Raw genomic sequence first — 19143 nt, 5'->3', positions numbered from 1 at the left:
CGACAGCGCGTCATGTAAGCTTGAACATGCTGGCATCGAGTTGTCCGGGAGCAACGCCGATCAACCACGCGGCGTTGCCTGCGCCATCGGTGATGATCGTCGTGTTGATGCCAGGCGAATAGAACTCCGCCGCCTGCACGTCCGCAAACGAATGCAGGGACGTACCGGCAAAGTTCACGAAATCATTCGTTCCACCGCTGTTGAAATCCTGAATCACCATCACTTCCGGCTTAGTGTCGGAAATGGCGAACGTGTCGACTCCGCCGCCGCCCCAGGCATAGTCAACCCCGCCCCCGCCGCTGATGACGTCGTTGCCGGAGCCCATCAAGAATACGTCGACGCCGCTGCCGCCAGTGACAGTGTCGCCGCCATTGGAGCCGTAGATGTAATTCTGGCCGGAGCCGCCATAGATCAGGTTGCCGTCGGTCTCTCCGGAGGAAATGAAAATGTTGAGGCCGGCGCCGCCATACATGGTGTCGACGCCGGCGCCGCCGTAGAAGTAGTTGGTGCCGAGACCGCCGTAGAGATAATCGGCGCCGTCGTCGCCGAACATGACGTTGACGTCGCCGGCAACGCCACCCGAACCAAGCAGCGTATCGGAGCCCGCGCCGCCGAACAGATAGTTGAAGCCGGTGCCGCCATAGAGGGCGTCGTTGCCGTCCTCGCCCAACAGCACGTCGAGGCCGGCATCGCCGATCAGCGTGTCGTTTCCTGAGCCGGCATAGAAGTAGTCGTTACCGTCACCACCGTAGCCGAGGTCGTTGCCGGCAAGACCGACGAGCACGTCGTTGCCCGCGCCGCCGTAGAACGTGTCGTTGCCAGCGGTGCCGTAGAGCTGATCATTGCCTGCCGTTCCGCTGATCGGAACAGGTGCGCCGATAGAAACGGTCTGATCGGAGAATTTCAGATATTCAATATTGGCAAGCGTATCGTCATGACCGTTGCCAACGATATGGTAATGCCCGTTCCCGAGATCGGTGACAGTGAAGCTTGCGCGCGTAAAGGCGGTATAGTTGGCTGTGTCGGTGCCGCTGCCGCCGTCTAACGTATTGGTGCCGACCCCCGCGTCGAGCGTATCGTTGCCACCACCGCCATAGAGACTGTCATTGCCGATGCCGCCACTGAGGTAGTCGTTGCCGCCACCGCCGTTCAGGGTGTCATTGCCACCGTTGCCATTGAGCGTATCGCCGCCGTTGCCTGCGTTGAGCACGTCCCCGCCGGCCCCGCCACTAAGGACATTTCCACCGAGATTGTCGCCCGCGGATAAAGTCCATCTGGATCCGACTGAGGACTGCGACACATCGATGGTGTCTGCCCCCGATGAGCCAATTATCGTCGAAACAAAATCGTCGAGATAGTCAAAATTCGATCCGATCGAACCTGGCGTCGCCAGCGTCAGCGTCCAAGCATTATAGTCCCCACCGCCAACCGTGGTGAATGAGTTGATCTGTGCAGCCGTCGCAGTGAAAGAAATAAGGTAGAGCTGGAGAGTTTCTACGCCGGTAATGGTGCTATGACTAAGGTCTGTATTCGGGCTGGTGAGGTAAAAGGAATCGTTGCCCGAACCGCCGTCGATCGTATCAAAGCCGAGGCTGCCCGGATCTATGATGTCATCGCCCGCACCGCCGTAATAGACCTCATGACTGCCGTCGCCTGCTATATTGTCGTTTCCCTCGCCACCATCGAGCGTGTCGTTGCCCAATTGACCCCTCAGCGAGTCATTCCCGGCGCCACCGTAGAGCCCATCGCTGCCACTGCCGCCGGTTAGCCAGTCGTCGCCGCCATTCCCCACGAGCGTGTCGCCGCCACTACCGCCCCAAAGGTAGTCATTGCCCGATCCGCCGACGAGCAGGTTTCCGCCGAGGTTGTCGCCAGCATACAAGTACCATGTTAATCCCCCATTCGCCTGCGCCATGTCGATAGTGTCTGCTCCAGACGATCCCGTGATCGAACCGGAGGCATATGGATTGAGGGAGGTATCGAGCGCGTTGAAGTTCGAGCCAATGCTGCCCGGGGAGGTCAACGTCAGGTGGAAACCGGTGTAGCTGCCTACCGAGCTAAAGGAGTTGAGCTGCGCCGCCGTAGCGCTGAGATAAGGATCGAGATTATTTAGGTATAGGTGTTCTACACTGGTGAACGTGCTGTTGCTGAGATCGGCATTCACGACGGTCAGCGTATCATTGCCAGCGCCCCCATCAAACGTATCGAAGCCGGCGCCGTCGAATGACATATTATCGTCGCCGTTGCCGCCGTAAAACGCGTCGTTGCCGCCGCCGCCGGCAAGCTGGTCGTTGCCATCGCCGCCATAAAGCGTGTCCGAGCCTGCTTCGCCACTGAGAGTGTCGTTACGATTCCCGCCGTACAGCACATCGTTTCCGTCGTTGCCATCCAGGCTCGAACCAAAATCGAGCACCTGGCCATTGACCGTGATCGGCATCGAAAGGGCCGTCAGGACGTCGTTGCCTCCGGCGCCGTAAATAACGCTTACAACATCGTAGGTGTCGGCGACCGGATCGTAACTAACGTTCGCAGTCAGGGTTTCGGAAGCGGAAGTGCCTGTCAAAGCGACGTACGAAATGGTGGACACAATCTTCTCCAGTATGAATTGAGAAATGAGTAAAATGAAAAAGGAGCGTCTCGTGCGAGAAATTCAGCTCCCGATATCCGGCTGTACCCGCCGCTGAGCAGGACAACACCAGCGGAGCCGTCACCAGGACGACCGCAAGCTTCTTGAGAAACCGAGACATGATTGGGAGGCTTCAGTCCACTGCACGCGATCGCAGGGGGATATTCCGCTGCTCCACCGCCGGGACATGACCCAAATGGGTCTAAGCGCTCATTTTTTGCGATACAATCTGTGCGATTCATTGGACCGGCGACGCAAAAGGATGCGCCGCGATGATCCGAGATCAGCGCAAGACCAGCCGGCCGAGCAACGCCGTGAGTTCGCTTTGCCGCGAGACGTTCAGCTTCTCAAATACCCGCTTCAGCACGTTGCGCGCCGTATCCTCGGCAATGCCGAGGCGTTCCGCAGCCATTCGCGGCGGAAGACCCGAACCGACCAGCGAGGCGACCCTTGCTTCGCCAAGCGTCAATCCCAGGATGTCACGCACGACCGCGGGGTCGGGCGGCTCGGCGGATTTTTGTTCAATAGCGAGGACGATCGCCCGAGTATGGGTCAGGAAGTGACCGGCTGAAAGTGCGCCGGCCGTGATCGGGAGCACGTAGATAACGAAACGCCGGTCTGTCGAGGTCGGCCCGAGGAGAATGGGTCTTGGCTCGGCAAGGAGGTCCCTCGCCTCGGCGCGAAGGGTTTGCGTCATCGCGGCCTCGAACGGAGCCCGGCTCGCCGCCATGCGAACGCGTAGATGATCGTTCACGAGGTCGAACACCTCGCCAATAAGACTCTTCCCGATCGGGTTGGCGAACAGCACGCGCGCCGACCAGTCCAGCGCAAACACGCCGATACCGATCCGGGCGAGCGCGTCGCCGAGGCCGAGATTGGCAAGTTCGGTATCAAGCAGCCTGATCGACAGACGTAAGGATTTCTCCGTGTGGCGCCCGAGCGTCCCTATGACCTCCAGTTCAGCGTCGGAGAATTGCGGCTTGGCGAAATCCCGCTGCACGCTGATCGCCACAGCGATCCGTGGATCCGGCGACACTCCCACTGCGCCGAACCAGCCTAGGCCGTGTTTGACGAGGAACTCCTTTTGGAAGGGATGATTGAGGTAAGCATCGTCGATCGGGCCAACGTGCCGATCCGTGACGGGCTCGCCGCTGAAATAGAGGCCGGCCTGTATCGCTCGTTCGCCCTTGAAATTGTGCTGCGCCCACCGCGCCTCGAACTCGCGGGCCGCCGCTGTGAGGCCCTCGGAAACGATCACTCCGAACGTCGCATCCTCCCTTCGCCATTCGAGGATCGCGCCGGCGTCATCGAAGCAGTCGGCGATCTTGCCAAGAGCGGATGGCCAGAGTGATGGATTGGGCGCGGTGTCATAGATCGCTTCGACGGCGGCGAGGAGACGGTCGGTGGCAGCGGGCATGGGGTCCGATCGATTGGGGGACTCATTCAGATTACGTGAGATTTGTCTCCCAACAACGTCTGTTTGTGCCTGCCTCGATGTTTGGAAATATTTGGAAACAAATCGAACAGGCGTTTCAGCGCGAGCCGGCACTCATCGGTTGCAGCACTCTTGAAGCGGGTGCAGCCGGTTCGCTCGTTTGATCCGACCAAAACGGCAACGCGCGGAAGCTGCTGCAAGGCACGGCGGCCGGATCGAGCCAGAGCGATTACGCGACGGGATCATTGGCGTACTGCGATCTAAAACGCTCCTCGGATATTCCCCGGATCAGGGTGCAAATCGCTGCCATTCTGTGCCAAGTCTAACGGCCCCACAAGTTCCACGAATCGACCAAGCCCTTGAACAATCAGCGTATCATTCCACTGATCGTCGCCAGCGCCCTGTTCATGGAGAACATGGATTCGACTGTGATCGCGACCTCGCTGCCGGCGATCGCCGCCGATATCGGCACCAGCCCGTTGACGCTGAAGCTCGCGATCACGTCCTATCTGCTGTCGCTTGCGGTGTTCATCCCGGCGAGCGGCTGGACCGCGGACCGTTTTGGCGCCCGCATTGTGTTTGCCGGCGCGGTCGCCGTCTTCATGCTGGGCTCGATCGGCTGCGCGCTGTCCTCCTCGGTGACCGATTTCGTGTTCGCCCGCATCCTGCAGGGCCTCGGCGGGGCGATGATGACCCCGGTCGGACGGCTGGTGCTGCTGCGCTCGGTCGACAAGAGCGCGCTGGTCAACGCGATGGCCTGGGTGACGGTCCCGGCGCTGATCGGCCCGGTGATCGGGCCACCGCTCGGCGGCTTCATCACCACCTATTTCTCCTGGCACTGGATCTTCCTGATCAACATTCCGATCGGACTGCTCGGCATCTTCCTGGCGCTGAAATATATCGACCCGATCAAGAGCGAAGACCCCGAGCGCTTTGATCTCGTGGGGCTGGTGCTGGCCGGCATCGGGCTTGCCGGCATCGCCTTCGGGCTTTCGGTCGCCGGCCTCAATCTGCTGCCGTGGCCGATCGTCGCCGCACTGGTCGGGGTCGGCACGGTGTCGATGACGCTCTATGTCATCCACGCCCGGCGCACCGGTTCGCCGGTGCTCGATTTCGGGCTGCTGCGGCTGCCGACGATGCGCGCGTCGATCATCGGCGGCTTCATGTTCCGGCTCGGCATCGGCGCGCTGCCGTTCCTGCTGCCGCTGTTGATGCAGGTCGGCTTCGGCCTGTCGCCGTTCCAGTCCGGCCTCGTGACCTTTGCCTCCGCCGTCGGCGCCATGGGCATGAAGACGCTGGCCGCGCGCATCATCCGCGCCTTCGGCTTCCGCAACATGATGACCGTCAACGCCGTGGTCAGCTCGGCCTTCCTGGCCGCCTGCGCCCTGTTCACGATCTCGACGCCGCTGATGCTGATCTTCACCATCCTGGTGGTCGGCGGCTTCTTCCGCTCGCTGCAATTCACCGCGATCAACACCGTGGCCTATGCCGAGGTCGAGGCGCCGCAGATGAGCCGCGCCACCACCCTCGTCAGCGTCAACCAGCAGCTCGCGGTGTCCGCGGGCGTCGCAGTCGGCGCGTTCTCGGTTGAAACCACGCTGGCGCTGCACCATGCGACCGAGCTCTCCGCCGACGTGTTCGCGCCGGCTTTCATCGTGGTCTCGCTGATCTCGGCGGCCTCGGCCTGGTTCTTCTGGCAGATGCCGGTTGACGCCGGCAACGAAATCGCCGGCCGCAAGGCGATCGACATTTCGAGCCGCAAGGGCGCCGAGAAGCGCGCCGCCACTGAGGCCGTCAAGGTCGCGACCGAGGATACGCAAAACGCGCGGGATCAGCGGCTCGGCTAGTCGAGCGAACGAGCCGTTCCCGAGGCACGGACGCTGCAGGCCGCCGTCCGGTCACGGCCAAGCCCTTAGGGTTGGCCGGTCGTTCCGGCTGGCTGTCTTCGATCCGGACGTTCAACAAGTTCGTATGTGGGAACGTGGGTCGTTTCCAGCCACGATTCCAGCGCAGCTCCGCAGACCGTGCAGATTGCGTCACCCGTATGCGGCACCAAGAACTTCTCTTCAGTGCGTCTGTACTCGGCGCCGCAATTGCATTGAACAATGGTCGCCATATGAGAGATATGCGCCTGCGTTACCCAATTTTCCAGTCCTGCAAGAAGCGGCCTCAGTGCCTCACAATGACGGCTGCTGCTGCCCGCGAAACCCCGTCGCCAGCACGTAGCGCTCCGAGGAATCCTGCCGGCTGGCGGACGGCTTGACGTGGCGCACGCTGGCGAAATCGCGCTTCAGCTGCGCCACCAGCTCGGCGTCGGCGCCGCTCTGAAACACTTTTGCCAGGAAGGTGCCGCCGGGATTGAGCACTTCGCCGGCAAAATGCGCGGCGGTCTCGACCAGGCCGATGATGCGCAGCTGATCGGTCTTGCGGTGGCCCGTGGTGTTGGCGGCCATGTCGGACATCACGAAATCGGCGCGGCCGCCCATCATCGCGATCAGCTTCGCCGGCGCGTCATGGTCGAGGAAATCGAGCTGCGCGAAGGTGACGCCGGGGATCTCGCCCATCTCCAAGAGATCGATCGCAATCACCTTGCCCTTGCCGTCGGCCGCGCCGGTGCGCTTGGCCGCGATCTGGCTCCAGCCGCCCGGCGCAGCCCCGAGGTCGACCACCGTCATGCCCGGCTTGAGCAGGCGATATTTGTCGTCGATCTCGTGCAGCTTGAAGGCCGCGCGCGAGCGGTAGCCCATCGCCTTGGCCTTGGCGACATAGGGATCGTTGAGCTGGCGCTCAAGCCAGAGTTTTGACGACAGTTTTCGCTTGCCGCCGCTCTTGACCGTGACGTGCAGCCGCCCGGTGGTGTCTTTCGCCATTTCATTTTCTCTTCTCCCTCGCCCCGCTCTTGCGGGGAGAGGGTTGGGGTGAGGGGCTGCTTCCGCAAATGAAGGCGAGAGATGTGCTCGTGGAGAGTCCCCCTCACCCGGATCGCATCTTGCGACGCGACATAGCCGAAGCTTCGCTTCGGCGTCCATCTTAAGAACGGCCGCCAAAGGCGGCCTAGGCCTCTCCCCGCAAGCGGGGCGAGGCAAGCAAGGCATCTAGCACGCCCGCAGCGCGCCGTCCTCGCGCATCATCTCGACCAGCATGCCCTCGCGCAGGCCGCGATCGGCGACGCGGAGCCGCGGCATCGGGAATGCGTTGCGGATCGCGTCGAGGATCGCGCAGCCGGCGAGCACCAGATCGGCCCGCTCGACGCTGATGCAGCTGTTGCTGACGCGCGCCTCATAGCTCATGCCGAGCAGCTTCTGGATCGTCGCCGTGACGTCGCCATCGTTCATCCAGATGCCGTCGATGCGCCGGCGATCGTAACGCGACAAATTAAGGAAGACGCCGGCGAGCGTGGTCACGGTGCCCGAGGTGCCGAGCATGTGCATGTCGCGCAGATCCTTGCCGTGCTCGGCCGCGAACGGCGCGACGTGTCGCGCGACTTCGTCGATCATCTGGGCATACAGATCCCGCGTGACGTTCTTGCCGCCGAAATGCTCGGCGAGCGTGACGACGCCGAGCGGGATCGACATCCACGCCTTGATGCGTGGCGGAGCATTGGGCGGGTCGGGATCGCGCTCGATCCGCACCAGCTCGGTCGAGCCGCCGCCGATGTCGAACAGGATGGCGCCGCGCCCCCTGGGATCGAGCAGCGGCGAGCAGCCGATCACGGCGAGCGTCGCCTCGGTCTCACGGTCGATCACCTCGAGCTTGATGCCGGTCTCGGCCGCGACGCGCGCGCGAAAACTCTCGGCGTTGCCGGCAGCACGGCAGGCCTCGGTGGCGATCAGCCGCAGCCGGCGGGCCTTACGATAGCGGATCTTGTCGCTGCAAATGGCGAGCGCAGCAATCGCACGCTCGATCGCCGCCTCGCTGATCGAGCCGGTCGCAGCGATGCCCTCGCCGAGCCGGATGATCCGCGAAAACGAATCGACCACGCGGAACCCGTCGCCGGTCGGACAGGCGATCAGGAGCCGGCAATTGTTGGTGCCAAGATCGAGCGCGGCGTAGACGCCGGTCTCCGGTCCTGCCGCAACCAAGCCTGACGGGGCTTCGCCGGCCGGAGGACCGTCACAAAGCCGCACATGGTCATTCATCAAAATACTGTCTTTCCGCAGGGCCCACGGGGAATCCATAGGGCCCGCCGAAGAATTGTCGTTGACGGAAACTTTAGCAGCGCCAAGGGCCTGCGCAAACTCCGTTCACATTGGGTCCATGCCTAATCGGGCGTTGTCGTTAAGGGGGGTGTGCGTTATCTCCTCAGCGCCCCCAAACTCCAGCAAATCCGGGCATTTCAGGTCATTTTCCGATGCAAGATCATACGCCGCCCGCCTCCCTCGAGAACGCTATCGCACTGCAAAAATACGGTGTCGGACAGCCGGTTCGACGAAAAGAGGACGACACCCTGGTGCGCGGCAAGGGCAAATACACCGACGATTTCTCCCTGCCCGGCCAAGTCACTTGCTGGATGGTTCGTTCCTCCCATGCCCACGGAATCATCAAGGGCATCGATACGGCGGCCGCCAGGGCGATGCCGGGTGTGCTCGGAGCCTGGACCGGCGCCGATCTCGCGGCCGCCGGCTACAACCCCTTCACCTGCGGCCTGCCGCTGAAAAACCGCGACGGCTCGCCGCTCAAGCAGACCAACCGCCCTGCGCTGGTCACCGACAAGGTGCGCTTCGTCGGCGATCCCGTGGCCTTCGTGGTCGCGGAGACCGCGGCGCAGGCGCGCGATGCGGCCGAGGCCGTCGAGGTCGATATCGAGCCGCTGCCCGCCGTGACCGACGCGGCCGAAGCCGCCAAGCCCGGCGCCCCGCAGCTCTATGACAACATCCCTGATAACGTCGCGCTCGATTATCACTATGGCGACACCGCGAAGATCGAGGCCGCGTTCGCCGGTGCCGCGCATGTGACAAAACTCGACATCGTCAACACCCGCGTCGCCGTGGTCTCGATGGAGCCGCGCGTCGCGCTCGCACATTATGACAAGAAGACCGAACGCTTCACGCTGCAAGTGCCGACCCAGGGGGTCTCCGGCAACAAGGCCGGGTTTGCAAAGATCCTCAACGTGCCAGCCGACAAGGTTCGTATTCTCACCGCCAATGTCGGCGGCTCGTTCGGGATGAAGAACATGAACTATCCCGAATACACCTGCATCGCGCATGCGGCGCGCGAACTCGGCCGTCCGGTGAAGTGGCTGGACGAGCGCTCGACCAGCTTCCTCTCCGACAGCCAGGGCCGTGCGCAGCTGATCCATGCCGAGCTCGCGCTCGATGCCGACGGCAAGTTCCTCGCGGTGCGGTTGTCCGGCTACGGCAATCTCGGCGCCTACATCACCGGCGTCGCGCCGGGCCCGCTGTCGCTCAACACCGGCAAGAACCTCGCCAGCGTCTATCGCACGCCGCTGCTCGGCGTCGACATCAAGACGGTTTTGACCAACACCACGCTGATGGGCGCCTATCGCGGCGCCGGCCGGCCCGAGGCCAATTACTACATGGAGCGGCTGATCGACGCCGCCGCCGACGAGATGGGCATCAACCGCTTCACGTTGCGCAAGCGCAATTTCATCAAGCCGTCGCAGCTGCCGTTCCCGGCGGCCTCCGGCGTCACCTATGACAGCGGCGATTTCGCCGGCGTGTTCCAGAAGGCGCTGGAGATCTCCGACTACGAGAATTTTACCAGGCGCAAGAAGGAGAGCAAAAAGAGCGGCAGGCTGCGCGGCATCGCCGTCGGCTCCTATCTCGAGGTGACCGCGCCGCCGAGCGGCGAGCTCGGCAAGATCACCTTCGAGCCTGATGGTTCAGTGAAGCTCACCACCGGCACGCTCGACTACGGCCAGGGCCACGCCACGCCGTTCGCGCAGGTGATGTCCGAGCAGCTCGGCGTTCCCTTCGAGAAGATCACGCTCGAACAGGGCGACAGCGATCTGGTCCGCTTCGGCAACGGCACCGGCGGCTCGCGCTCGATCACCGCGACGGGACAGGCGATCGTCGAGGCTTCGGCGCTCGTCGTCGAGAAGGGCAAGAAGGCCGCCGCGCACATGCTGGAGGCTTCCGAAGCCGACATCGAGTTCGGCCAGGGCCGCTTCACCATCGCCGGCACCGACCGCTCGATCGGCATCATGGAGCTCGCCGAGCGGATGCGCGGAGCCAAGATGCCGGAGGGCACGCCTGAGTCGCTCGACGTCGACCACGCCACCAAGGAGACGGCGTCGACCTTCCCGAACGGCTGCCACGTCGCCGAGGTCGAGATCGACCCCGATACCGGTGTGGTCCGGATCGTGCGCTACTCCGCGGTCAACGATTTCGGCACCGTGGTCAATCCGATGATCGTCGCGGGACAGCTGCATGGCGGCGTCGCGCAGGGCATCGGCCAGGCGCTGATGGAGGAAGTCAGCTACGACGGCTCGGGCCAGCCGATCACCGGCTCGTTCATGGACTACGCGCTGCCGCGCGCCGGCGACGTGCCGTCGATGCAGGTCGGCGATCACCCCTCGCCGGCCAAATCCAACCCGCTGGGGACAAAAGGCTGCGGCGAAGCCGGCTGCGCCGGCAGCCTCGTCTGCATCGTCAATGCCGTGGTCGACGCGCTGTCGGAGTACGGCATCAAGCACATCAACATGCCGCTGACGCCCGAGCGCGTCTGGCGCGCGATCCAGGATGCCAAGGCGAAGGCGGCGTAAGGCCGCGCGGCCGCCGCTAGCGCCGCTGCCACCAGCAACACCGCTGTCATCACCCGCGAAAGCGGGTGATCCAGTATTCCAGAGACAGTTGTGCTTGAGCCGAAAGGCCGCGGCGTACTGGATCCCCCGCATGCGCGGGGGATGACACCTGTTGGTGCGGATGAGCTCGAGCCTAGCCCGATTCACTCTCGTCATGCGCGGGCTTGACCCGCGCATCCATCAACCTGAAGCGACTCTTGCGAAGGCGATGGATTGCCGGGTCAAGCCCGGCAATGACGGACCGCGCTACGCCGCCGCCTGCTCGCGCGGCTGGGTGATCGCGATGTGCCAGCAATGCGCGAGCGGCGTGCCGTTGCCGAGCACCAGCGCGTCGAGCTCGACGAAACGATGCCCCTTCTTGTCGTAATTGCCGGTGACCTTGGCGCGCGCGGTCAGTTCGTCACCGATCTTTCCCGCCGACAACAGCTGCATGCGGGTGCCGACATGGATCCAGGGCCCGAGGATCGCATTGTCGACCAGGACCTTGTTCATCACCCGCGGCAAGAGGCCGGGATGGCCGAGACCTTCGCGCAAATAGATCGGATCGGTCTCCCTGATATCGGCGAGATACTCCTTCGCGGCGTCGCCGGACCAGTCGCGCGGGATGGTGCCGAGCCACTGGCCCTCTTGATAGGACGACGCGCTCACCGGCTTGCGCTCGGCAACCGCTGCGACCTGCTTGTAATCGTCGAGCACAAATTTCGGCGCCGATGCCGGCAGCGATGCGGTGCCGGTGGCGCAGAGCTCGCCGCGGCTGGTGAGCTCGATCGTGAGCCCATTGCCGGTCTCTCGCCCGGTCAATTCAGCGATCTCGCCGTCATAGACCGGCTTGACGAAACGCGCCTCGATCAGACCGCGCGCGAGGAAATCGCGGCCCCACTTCTCGACGGGCAGGTGCATCATGTAGGCCAGCACATCGACGCCGGGCACCAGACCGCCGGAAAAGCCGAACTTCCGCGCCACCGTGTCGTCGTGGATCTTGTTCTCTGACAGCTTTGAGGTGTTGTAGGCCGAGACGCGGTAGGTCTGCGAGTCCATGGGGTTTTCCCTTATTTCCGTTGTTTTTCTGGTGACAATGGTAGTCGAACAAAGAGGCGTGGCAAGCCTCTCGTTTTGCTCGCAATTTTCCGCACCATGGAGTACACGCAGGCCGCGCCTGCCAACCATTGAATCGATGACTGAAACCCCCGCTCCCACCCGTATCTATGTCGATGCCGACGCCTGCCCGGTGAAGGACGAGATCTATCGCGTCGCGATCCGGCTCGGCGTGCCCGTCAGCGTGGTCGCGGGCAATTTCATCCGCGTGCCGCAGGATCCCCTGATCGAACGCGTCGCCGCCGGTTCCGGCATGGACGCCGCCGACGACTGGATCGCGGAACGCGCGCGCGAGGGCGACGTCGTGATCACCGCGGACATTCCGCTGGCGAGCCGCTGCGTCAAGGCCGGCGCCGACGTGATCGCGCCGAACGGCAAGCCGTTCACGGAGGAGTCGATCGGCATGACGCTCGCGGTGCGCAATTTGATGACCGATTTGCGCTCGTCGGGCGAGATCACCGGCGGGCCGAAATCCTACTCGCCGCGCGACCGCTCGACGTTCCTCGCGACACTCGACCAGACCATCCGCCGCATTCAGCGCCGCCGCGCCGAGCAGGCAACGGCGAACGGGGGTTAGCGCGATGGCCCCGCCCCTGATCCAGCTCAAGGACATCAGCCTGACCTTTGGCGGCACGCCGCTGCTTAGCGGCGTCGAGCTGTCGGTCTCCGCAGGCGAGCGCGTCGGCCTGATCGGGCGCAACGGCTCCGGCAAGTCGACGCTGCTGCGGATCGCGGCCGGCCTGGTCGAGCCTGACTCCGGCAGCCGATTCGTGCAGCCCGGCGCCACCATCCGCTATCTGCCGCAGGAGCCGGATTTCGGCGACCACAAGACAACGCTGTCCTATGTCGAGGCTGGCCTTGGCCCCGGCGATGACCACTACCAGGCGCGCTATCTGCTCGAACAGCTCGGCCTCACCGGCGACGAAGACCCGGCGCATGTCTCCGGCGGCGAGGCGCGCCGCGCGGCGCTGGCGCGGGTGCTGGCGCCCTCGCCCGACATCCTGCTGCTGGACGAGCCGACCAACCATCTCGACCTGCCGACCATCGAATGGCTGGAGGGCGAGCTGGAGAGCCGGCGCTGCGCGCTGGTCCTGATCAGCCACGACCGCCGCTTCCTCACCAACCTGTCGCGCTCAACGGCCTGGCTCGATCGCGGCCAGATCCGGCAGATCGACCGCGGCTTTGGCGCGTTCGAGGCGTGGCGCGACGAGGTGCTGGAGGAAGAAGAGCGCGATCAGCACAAGCTCGACCGCAAGATCGTCAACGAGGAGCACTGGCTGCGCCACGGCGTCTCCGGCCGCCGCAAGCGCAACGTCAAGCGGCTCGGCAATCTCTTCGCGCTGCGCGACCAGCGCCGCAACTATCGCGGCGCCACCGGCAATGCCACGCTCGCCGCCGCCGAGGCCGACAAATCCGGCCGCCTGGTGATCGAGGCGAAGAACATCGTGAAGGCCTACGGCGAACGCAAGATCGTCGACGGCTTCTCGACCCGGATCCAGCGCGGCGACCGACTCGGCATCGTCGGCCCGAACGGCGCCGGCAAGACCACGCTGGTGCACCTTCTGATCGGCAACGATCCGCCGGATTCCGGCTCGGTGCGGCTGGGGGCCAATATCGAGATGGCGACGCTCGACCAGCATCGCGAAAGCCTCGATCCGAAGCTGACGCTGGCCGAAGCCCTGACCGGCGGCCGCGGCGACCACGTGATGGTCGGCGACAAGTCGAAGCACGTCATCGGCTACATGAAGGACTTTCTGTTCGCGCAGGAGCAGCGCGGAACGCCGCTCGAAGCCCTCTCCGGCGGCGAGCGCGGCCGGCTGATGCTGGCGCGCGCGCTGGCCAAGCCGTCGAACCTGCTCATTCTGGACGAGCCGACCAACGACCTCGATCTCGAAACCCTCGACGTCCTCGAGGAGATGCTCGGCGACTACGACGGCACGGTGATCCTGATCAGCCATGACCGCGACTTCCTCGATCGCGTGGTGACCTCGGTGATCGTGCCCGAAGGCCAGGGCCGCTGGATCGAATATGCCGGCGGCTATTCTGATATGCTGGCGCAGCGCGGCGCCGACGTGAAGCGCGAGACCGTGAAGGCTGACGCCGCGGTCGAGGATAAGAAGGAAGCCAAGGTTGCGGTGACCGCCACCGCACCCGAAGCGGCACCCAGGCGCCGGCTGAGCTTCAACGAGAAACACGCGCTGGAAACCTTGCCGAAGACGATCGACAAGCTGCACGCCGAAATCGCCAAACAGCAGAAGCTGCTCGACGATCCCGATCTCTACAGCAAGGATCGCAAGAAGTTCGACGCCGCCTCGGCCGCGATCGCCAAGGCGCAGGACGAGCTCGCCACAGCCGAGGACCGCTGGCTCGAACTCGAAGTGCTGCGCGAAGAGATCGAACAGGCGTGAACATGATTCTTCGTCATTGCGAGGAGCGAAGCGACGAAGCAATCCATGAATCGGCAGACGCGGAGAGATGGATTGCTTCGCTCCGCTCGCAATGACGGAAATAACTGGAGTTGACCCGATGACCACGCCCCTCGCCGCCAAGATTGCCAAGGACTACGGCACGCCCTGCGCCGTGATCGACATGGACCGGGTCGAGCGCAACATCGCGCGCATCCAGGCGGCCTGCGATCAGGCCGGCGTCGCCAACCGGCCGCACATCAAGACCCACAAGAACCCGACGCTGGCGCAGCTGCAGATCAAGGCCGGCGCCAAGGGCATCACCTGCCAGAAGCTCGGCGAGGCCGAGATCATGGCGGATGCCGGCATCGACGACATCCTGATCAGCTACAATCTGCTCGGCGACGAGAAGATGGCGCGGCTCGGCGCGCTGCGGGGCAAGGCCAACGTCACCGTCGCGGCGGATAATTCGGTCGTGGTCGGCGACTTGCCGAAGGCGGCAGCCGCCTCCGGCCGCCCGCTCTCCGTCGTGGTCGAGTGCGACACCGGGCGCAAGCGCGCCGGCGTCGAGACCCCGTCCGAGGCGATCGCGCTGGCGCGCGAGATCGCGGCCTCCAAGGGCCTGAGCTTCGCGGGCTTCATGCTGTACCCGACCGAGACCGGTTGGGCCGAGGCGCAGAAATTCTACGACGAGGCGCTGGCCGGCGTCCGCGCCCACGGCCTCGACGCGACAATCGTCTCCACCGGCGGCACGCCGAACCTGGTCAATCTCGGCAAGCTGAAAGGCGGCACCGAGCACCGCTTCGGCACCTATATCTACAACGACCGCATGCAGGTCGCGGCCGGCGTCGCCGGCTGGGACGACTGCGCCCTGCATATCTATTCGACCGTCGTCAGCCGCGCCGGCCCCGAGCGCGGCATCCTCGACGCCGGCTCGAAGACACTGACCTCGGACACCGGCGGGCTGGAAGGCCACGGCCTGATCCTCGAACATCCCGAGGCCAGGATCGCACGCTTTGCCGAGGAGCACGGCTTCCTCGACCTCTCCCGCAGCAACACCCGCCCGAATGTCGGCGACGTCGTGCGGATCGTGCCGAACCATGTCTGCGTCGTCGTCAACATGATGGATGAGGTCGTGATGGTGCGCGGCGACGAAATCATCGGCACGCTGCCTGTCGCGGCTCGCGGCAAGCTGCGCTAGGCTATCCTGTAGGATGGGTAGAGCGCAGCGAAACCCATCATGTCTCCGCGCGGAAGAAAAGTTGATGGGTTTCGCTTCGCTCTACCCATCCTACAAATCTACCCGCGGATCAGCGCCTGCAACTCCTGATCCAGCGCCGCGCGAAACACCTCGATCGGCTGCGCCAGCCGGCCGGCGGGCGGGCGATGCACGATCCAGGCGCGGACCGCGGGATTGAAGTCCGCGATCTTCACGGTCTTGAGCCGGCTCTTGAACGCGCTGCGCTTCAGCGCCACCGGCGTAACCAGGCCGATGCCGAGCCCGCGCGCCACCAGCGACAGGCGCAGCTCGCTGTCGAGCGCCTCGACAGCGATGGTGAACGGCAGATGCGCCGCATCGAAATGGCGCTTCAGCGTCTGGCGGAAGCCGCAGCCGTCCTGGTTGATCACCCATCCGACCCGCGACAGCCATTCGAGGTCGGCGAATTTCGGCGTCTTCATGTCGCGCGCGACGACGAACACCACCGGCTGCGCGCCGAGATCGGAGGCCACGAGATCGTCAGGCGGCGCGGTGCCGTCAGGCAGGCAGATCGCAGCCGCGTCGAGCTCGTTGCGGCTGACCCGCTCCAGGTGATTGGGCGACCAGCCCGAGACGACGCGCACCGCAAGCGCGGGAAATTCGCCGCGCACCGCATCGAGCGGACCGGTCAGCCCCGCCTCCGACAAGAACGGCGTCAGCCCGAGCCTGAACTCGCCGCGCACCACGCCGTCATTGGCGACGCCTGACTTGAGATCCTCGAGCATGCGCAGCACGCGGCGGCCCTGCTCATAGGCTTCGACCCCCGCCGCGGTCGGCTTCAGCGGCTTCGACAGCCGGTCCAGCAACTGCGCGCCGAGCATCTCCTCGAGATTCTGGATCCGCCGCGTCACGCCGGGCTGGGTCAGGTTGAGCCGCGCCGACGCCGCGACGATTGATCCGGTCTCCACCACGGCGACGAACGCCACTAGGTCATGCGTGTTCATAACAATCTCGCATATTCATCATCATCTTATTTGAATTGTAGCATATTAAGCCGATCCCCTAAAGGGGGCCTCGCCACTCCATCGCGAGGTCCCATGACTATTTCCGAAGCCACCAAACTCCCGGCGCGCGCCGTCTCCGTGCGCCCCCTGATCTGGATCGGCGCCATCACCACCGGCACCGTCGTCACCAACTTGTTTGCGCCACAGATCCTGGTCGGCCTGATCGGCCGCTCGCTTGGCATGACGGCGCTGCAGGCCGGCCTGATCTCGACGCTGACCCTGCTCGGCTATGCGCTTGGGCTATTGCTGCTGGTGCCGCTGGTGGATCTCGTCGAGAACAAGCGGCTGATCCTGCGCACGCTCGCCTGCGCCATCGTGGCCGCGGTCGGCACTGCGCTGGCGCCAACGCCGCTGATCCTGCTCGCCGCTACCTTCATCCTCGGCGCGTCCTGCGCCGCGATCCAGATGGTGGTGCCGCTGGTCGCCTCGATGGTCCCGCCGGAGCGCCGGGGACAGGCGATCGGCGACGTCATGAGCGGCCTGATGATTGGCATCCTGCTGTCGCGGCCGATGGCGAGCTTGATCGCGGACAACTGGAGCTGGCGCGGCTACTATTTCACCTCGGCCATCCTGATGATCGTGCTCGCCGGTGCGCTGGCGCGCTATCTGCCGACGCTGCAACCTTCAGCGAAGGTCAGTTACGGCGCGCTGCTGGCGTCGTTCCCACGACTGCTGCGCGAGGAGCCGGTGCTGCGCGTCCACGCCTGGACCGCGGCGCTGGTGATGGCCTCATTCACCGCGTTCTGGGCTGCGGTCGCGCTGCGGCTGCCGGACGCGCCGTTCAACCTTGATGCCAAAGGCATCGCGCTGTTCGCGCTGATCGGCGTCGCCGGGGCCGCGGCAACCCCGATCGCCGGGCGCTGGGGCGACATGGGTTTTGCGCGCCCGTTGCTGATCGTCTCGCACCTTCTCATCATCGCATCGCTCGCGCTGTGCGCCTGGGCCGGCATGCTCGAATCCCGGATCGCAGCGCTTGTCGTGCTCAGTCTTGGCACCATCCTGCTCGATCTCGGCATCACCACCGACCAGACGCTCGGCCGCCGCGCCGTCAACCTGCTGCGGCCCGAGGCGCGCGGCCGAATCAACGGCCTGTTCGTGGCGCTGTTCTTCATCGGCGGCGCGATCGGCGCGGCCGCGGCGTCGGCGGCGTGGAGTTATGGCAGTTGGAATATGGTTTGCGCAGTTGCCGCGGGGTTCGGCGTGCTCGGCTTCATCACCGACATGGCGACGAAGACCGGCTCGGAATGACGACGATCTCGTAGGATGGGTAGAGCGCAGCGAAACCCATCATGTCTCCGCGTGGATCGAAGTCGACGGGTTTCGCTTCGCTCTACCCGTCCTACGATTTCTGCGCGAGCCACACCAACACGCCTTTTCCGGCGGCGGCTCCGGTCGCGAATGACGCCTGCAGCAGATAACCACCAGTCGGCGCTTCCCAATCGAGCATCTCGCCGGCGGCGAAAACACCGGGCAGCCGCCGCAGCATGAAATGCTCGTCAAGCTCGTCGAACCTGATTCCGCCGGCGCTCGAAATCGCCCGCGCGATCGGCGCCACGCCGGTGATCCTGATCGGCACCGCACCGATCAGATCGGCCAGTTCGGCCGGCGGCAACGCGGCCAGCGATCGGCCGGAGGCGATGGCCGCCTCCTGCAGCAGCCCGATGCCGACCGGCGAGAGCTGCGCGGCCTTGCGCAGGAAGTTGGAGAAGGTTTGCTTGCCCTTCGGCGCCGACAGCCGCGCGATCAGTTCGTCGCGCGCACCGTCGGGCCGCAGCGCCACGCTCAGCGTCGCCGTTCCCTTGGCGAGCACGGCCTCGCGCAGCTCCGCCGACAATGCGTAGATAGAGCCGCCTTCGATCCCGGCGCGAGTGACGATGGCCTCGCCGCGCACGGTGTGCGGGCCGATCGTCAGCGCGACGCCCTTGAGCGGCTGGCCCTCGAACCGATCGCGGAAGACATCGGACCACGCGACCGTGAAGCCGGAATTGGCCGGCTTCATCGGCGCGACGGCAACGCCCTTTGCGGCGAGGATGTCCACCCAGGCGCCGTCCGAGCCGAGCCGCGGCCAGCTTGCACCGCCGAGCGCGAGCACGGCTGCATCGGCACTGATCGCGCGCCGGCCATCCGGCGTCTCAAACAGCAGTCCGCCGCCCGCGTCCCATCCGGTCCACCGATGCCGGAATGCGAACTGCACACCCGCAGCGTCGAGCCGCCGCAGCCAGGCACGCAGCAGAGGCGATGCCTTGAACGCCCTGGGGAATACGCGGCCGCTGGTGCCGACGAAGGTCGGCTGCCCCAACGCCTCACTCCAGGCGCGCAGGGCGTCGGGGGGAAATGCCTCGACCGCGGCCTTCAGGCGCGGCATCGCCTCACGATAGCGCGCAAGGAAATCCGGCAGCGGTTCGGAATGGGTGAGATTGAGCCCGCCGCGGCCCGCCATCAGGAACTTGCGGCCGGCCGACGGCATCGCGTCGTAGACGGCGACTTCAGCGCCACCTTGCGCGAGCGCCTCCGCCGCCATCAGGCCGGCAGGTCCGGCTCCGATGACGGCGACGAC

Annotated in this window: 13 protein-coding genes; 6 read left to right on the top strand and 7 right to left on the bottom strand. The window is 64.8% G+C overall.

Going from position 1 to position 19143, the window contains the following annotated elements:
* Positions 1-10 precede the first annotated feature (10 nt).
* Both G6P99_RS20375 and G6P99_RS20370 read right to left on the bottom strand, forming a co-directional pair.
* The gene (locus G6P99_RS20375) at positions 11-2587 is read right to left on the bottom strand and encodes a calcium-binding protein (protein ID WP_165123248.1); all 2577 of its coding nucleotides are present in this window, start codon (positions 2585-2587) and stop codon (positions 11-13) included.
* Between the two features lie 322 nt (positions 2588-2909).
* Positions 2910-4175, bottom strand: coding sequence for a helix-turn-helix transcriptional regulator (locus tag G6P99_RS20370; protein ID WP_156928387.1), 1266 nt, complete (start codon positions 4173-4175; stop codon positions 2910-2912).
* 245 nt (positions 4176-4420) lie between these two features.
* Here G6P99_RS20370 and G6P99_RS20365 point away from each other — a divergent pair, with 245 nt between their 5' ends.
* Positions 4421-5908 (top strand): DHA2 family efflux MFS transporter permease subunit, encoded by a 1488-nt coding sequence (locus tag G6P99_RS20365; protein ID WP_029078696.1) that lies wholly within the window; start codon positions 4421-4423, stop codon positions 5906-5908.
* A 330-nt stretch (positions 5909-6238) separates the two neighbouring features.
* On the opposite strand, the gene G6P99_RS20360 is transcribed toward G6P99_RS20365, so the two are convergent.
* Both G6P99_RS20360 and G6P99_RS20355 read right to left on the bottom strand, forming a co-directional pair.
* Positions 6239-6931 (bottom strand): RlmE family RNA methyltransferase, encoded by a 693-nt coding sequence (locus G6P99_RS20360; protein ID WP_029078695.1) that lies wholly within the window; start codon positions 6929-6931, stop codon positions 6239-6241.
* A gap of 225 nt (positions 6932-7156) precedes the next feature.
* Entirely contained in the window at positions 7157-8200 is a 1044-nt protein-coding gene (locus G6P99_RS20355) for a Ppx/GppA phosphatase family protein (RefSeq protein WP_029078694.1), read from the bottom strand.
* Between the two features lie 212 nt (positions 8201-8412).
* Here G6P99_RS20355 and G6P99_RS20350 point away from each other — a divergent pair, with 212 nt between their 5' ends.
* Positions 8413-10785 (top strand): xanthine dehydrogenase family protein molybdopterin-binding subunit, encoded by a 2373-nt coding sequence (locus G6P99_RS20350; protein ID WP_029078693.1) that lies wholly within the window; start codon positions 8413-8415, stop codon positions 10783-10785.
* A 285-nt stretch (positions 10786-11070) separates the two neighbouring features.
* Here G6P99_RS20350 and G6P99_RS20345 read toward each other — a convergent pair whose 3' ends face one another.
* A complete protein-coding gene (locus tag G6P99_RS20345) occupies positions 11071-11862 on the bottom strand; it encodes a hypothetical protein (RefSeq protein ID WP_029078692.1) in 792 nt (263 codons plus the stop codon).
* Between the two features lie 136 nt (positions 11863-11998).
* Here G6P99_RS20345 and G6P99_RS20340 point away from each other — a divergent pair, with 136 nt between their 5' ends.
* The 3 genes from G6P99_RS20340 to G6P99_RS20330 all read left to right on the top strand — a co-directional run bounded on the left by G6P99_RS20340 (position 11999) and on the right by G6P99_RS20330 (position 15525).
* Entirely contained in the window at positions 11999-12496 is a 498-nt protein-coding gene (locus G6P99_RS20340) for a YaiI/YqxD family protein (RefSeq protein ID WP_029078691.1), read from the top strand.
* Between the two features lie 4 nt (positions 12497-12500).
* Positions 12501-14327, top strand: a complete 1827-nt coding sequence (locus G6P99_RS20335; protein WP_029078690.1) for an ABC-F family ATP-binding cassette domain-containing protein — start codon at positions 12501-12503, stop codon at positions 14325-14327.
* 118 nt (positions 14328-14445) lie between these two features.
* A complete protein-coding gene (locus tag G6P99_RS20330) occupies positions 14446-15525 on the top strand; it encodes a D-TA family PLP-dependent enzyme (RefSeq protein WP_029078689.1) in 1080 nt (359 codons plus the stop codon).
* A 98-nt stretch (positions 15526-15623) separates the two neighbouring features.
* On the opposite strand, the gene G6P99_RS20325 is transcribed toward G6P99_RS20330, so the two are convergent.
* Positions 15624-16526 carry a LysR family transcriptional regulator gene (locus tag G6P99_RS20325; RefSeq protein ID WP_029078688.1) on the bottom strand — a complete coding sequence of 301 codons (903 nt, stop codon included), beginning with the start codon at positions 16524-16526 and terminating at the stop codon, positions 15624-15626.
* A gap of 93 nt (positions 16527-16619) precedes the next feature.
* Here G6P99_RS20325 and G6P99_RS20320 point away from each other — a divergent pair, with 93 nt between their 5' ends.
* The gene (locus tag G6P99_RS20320; RefSeq protein WP_165123246.1) at positions 16620-17834 is read left to right on the top strand and encodes an MFS transporter; all 1215 of its coding nucleotides are present in this window, start codon (positions 16620-16622) and stop codon (positions 17832-17834) included.
* Positions 17835-17925: 91 nt separating this feature from the next.
* Here the strand turns inward: G6P99_RS20320 and G6P99_RS20315 are convergent, their stop codons facing one another.
* On the bottom strand, positions 17926-19107 hold the full coding sequence (locus G6P99_RS20315) for a TIGR03862 family flavoprotein (protein WP_035976293.1): 1182 nt from the start codon (positions 19105-19107) through the stop codon (positions 17926-17928).
* Positions 19108-19143 lie beyond the last annotated feature (36 nt).

This window comes from Bradyrhizobium sp. 6(2017) (assembly GCF_011058295.2).
GTDB lineage: Bacteria > Pseudomonadota > Alphaproteobacteria > Rhizobiales > Xanthobacteraceae > Bradyrhizobium > Bradyrhizobium septentrionale.
Note: the sequence above shows the minus strand (reverse complement) of the source record. Positions and strands in the feature narration are given on the sequence as shown.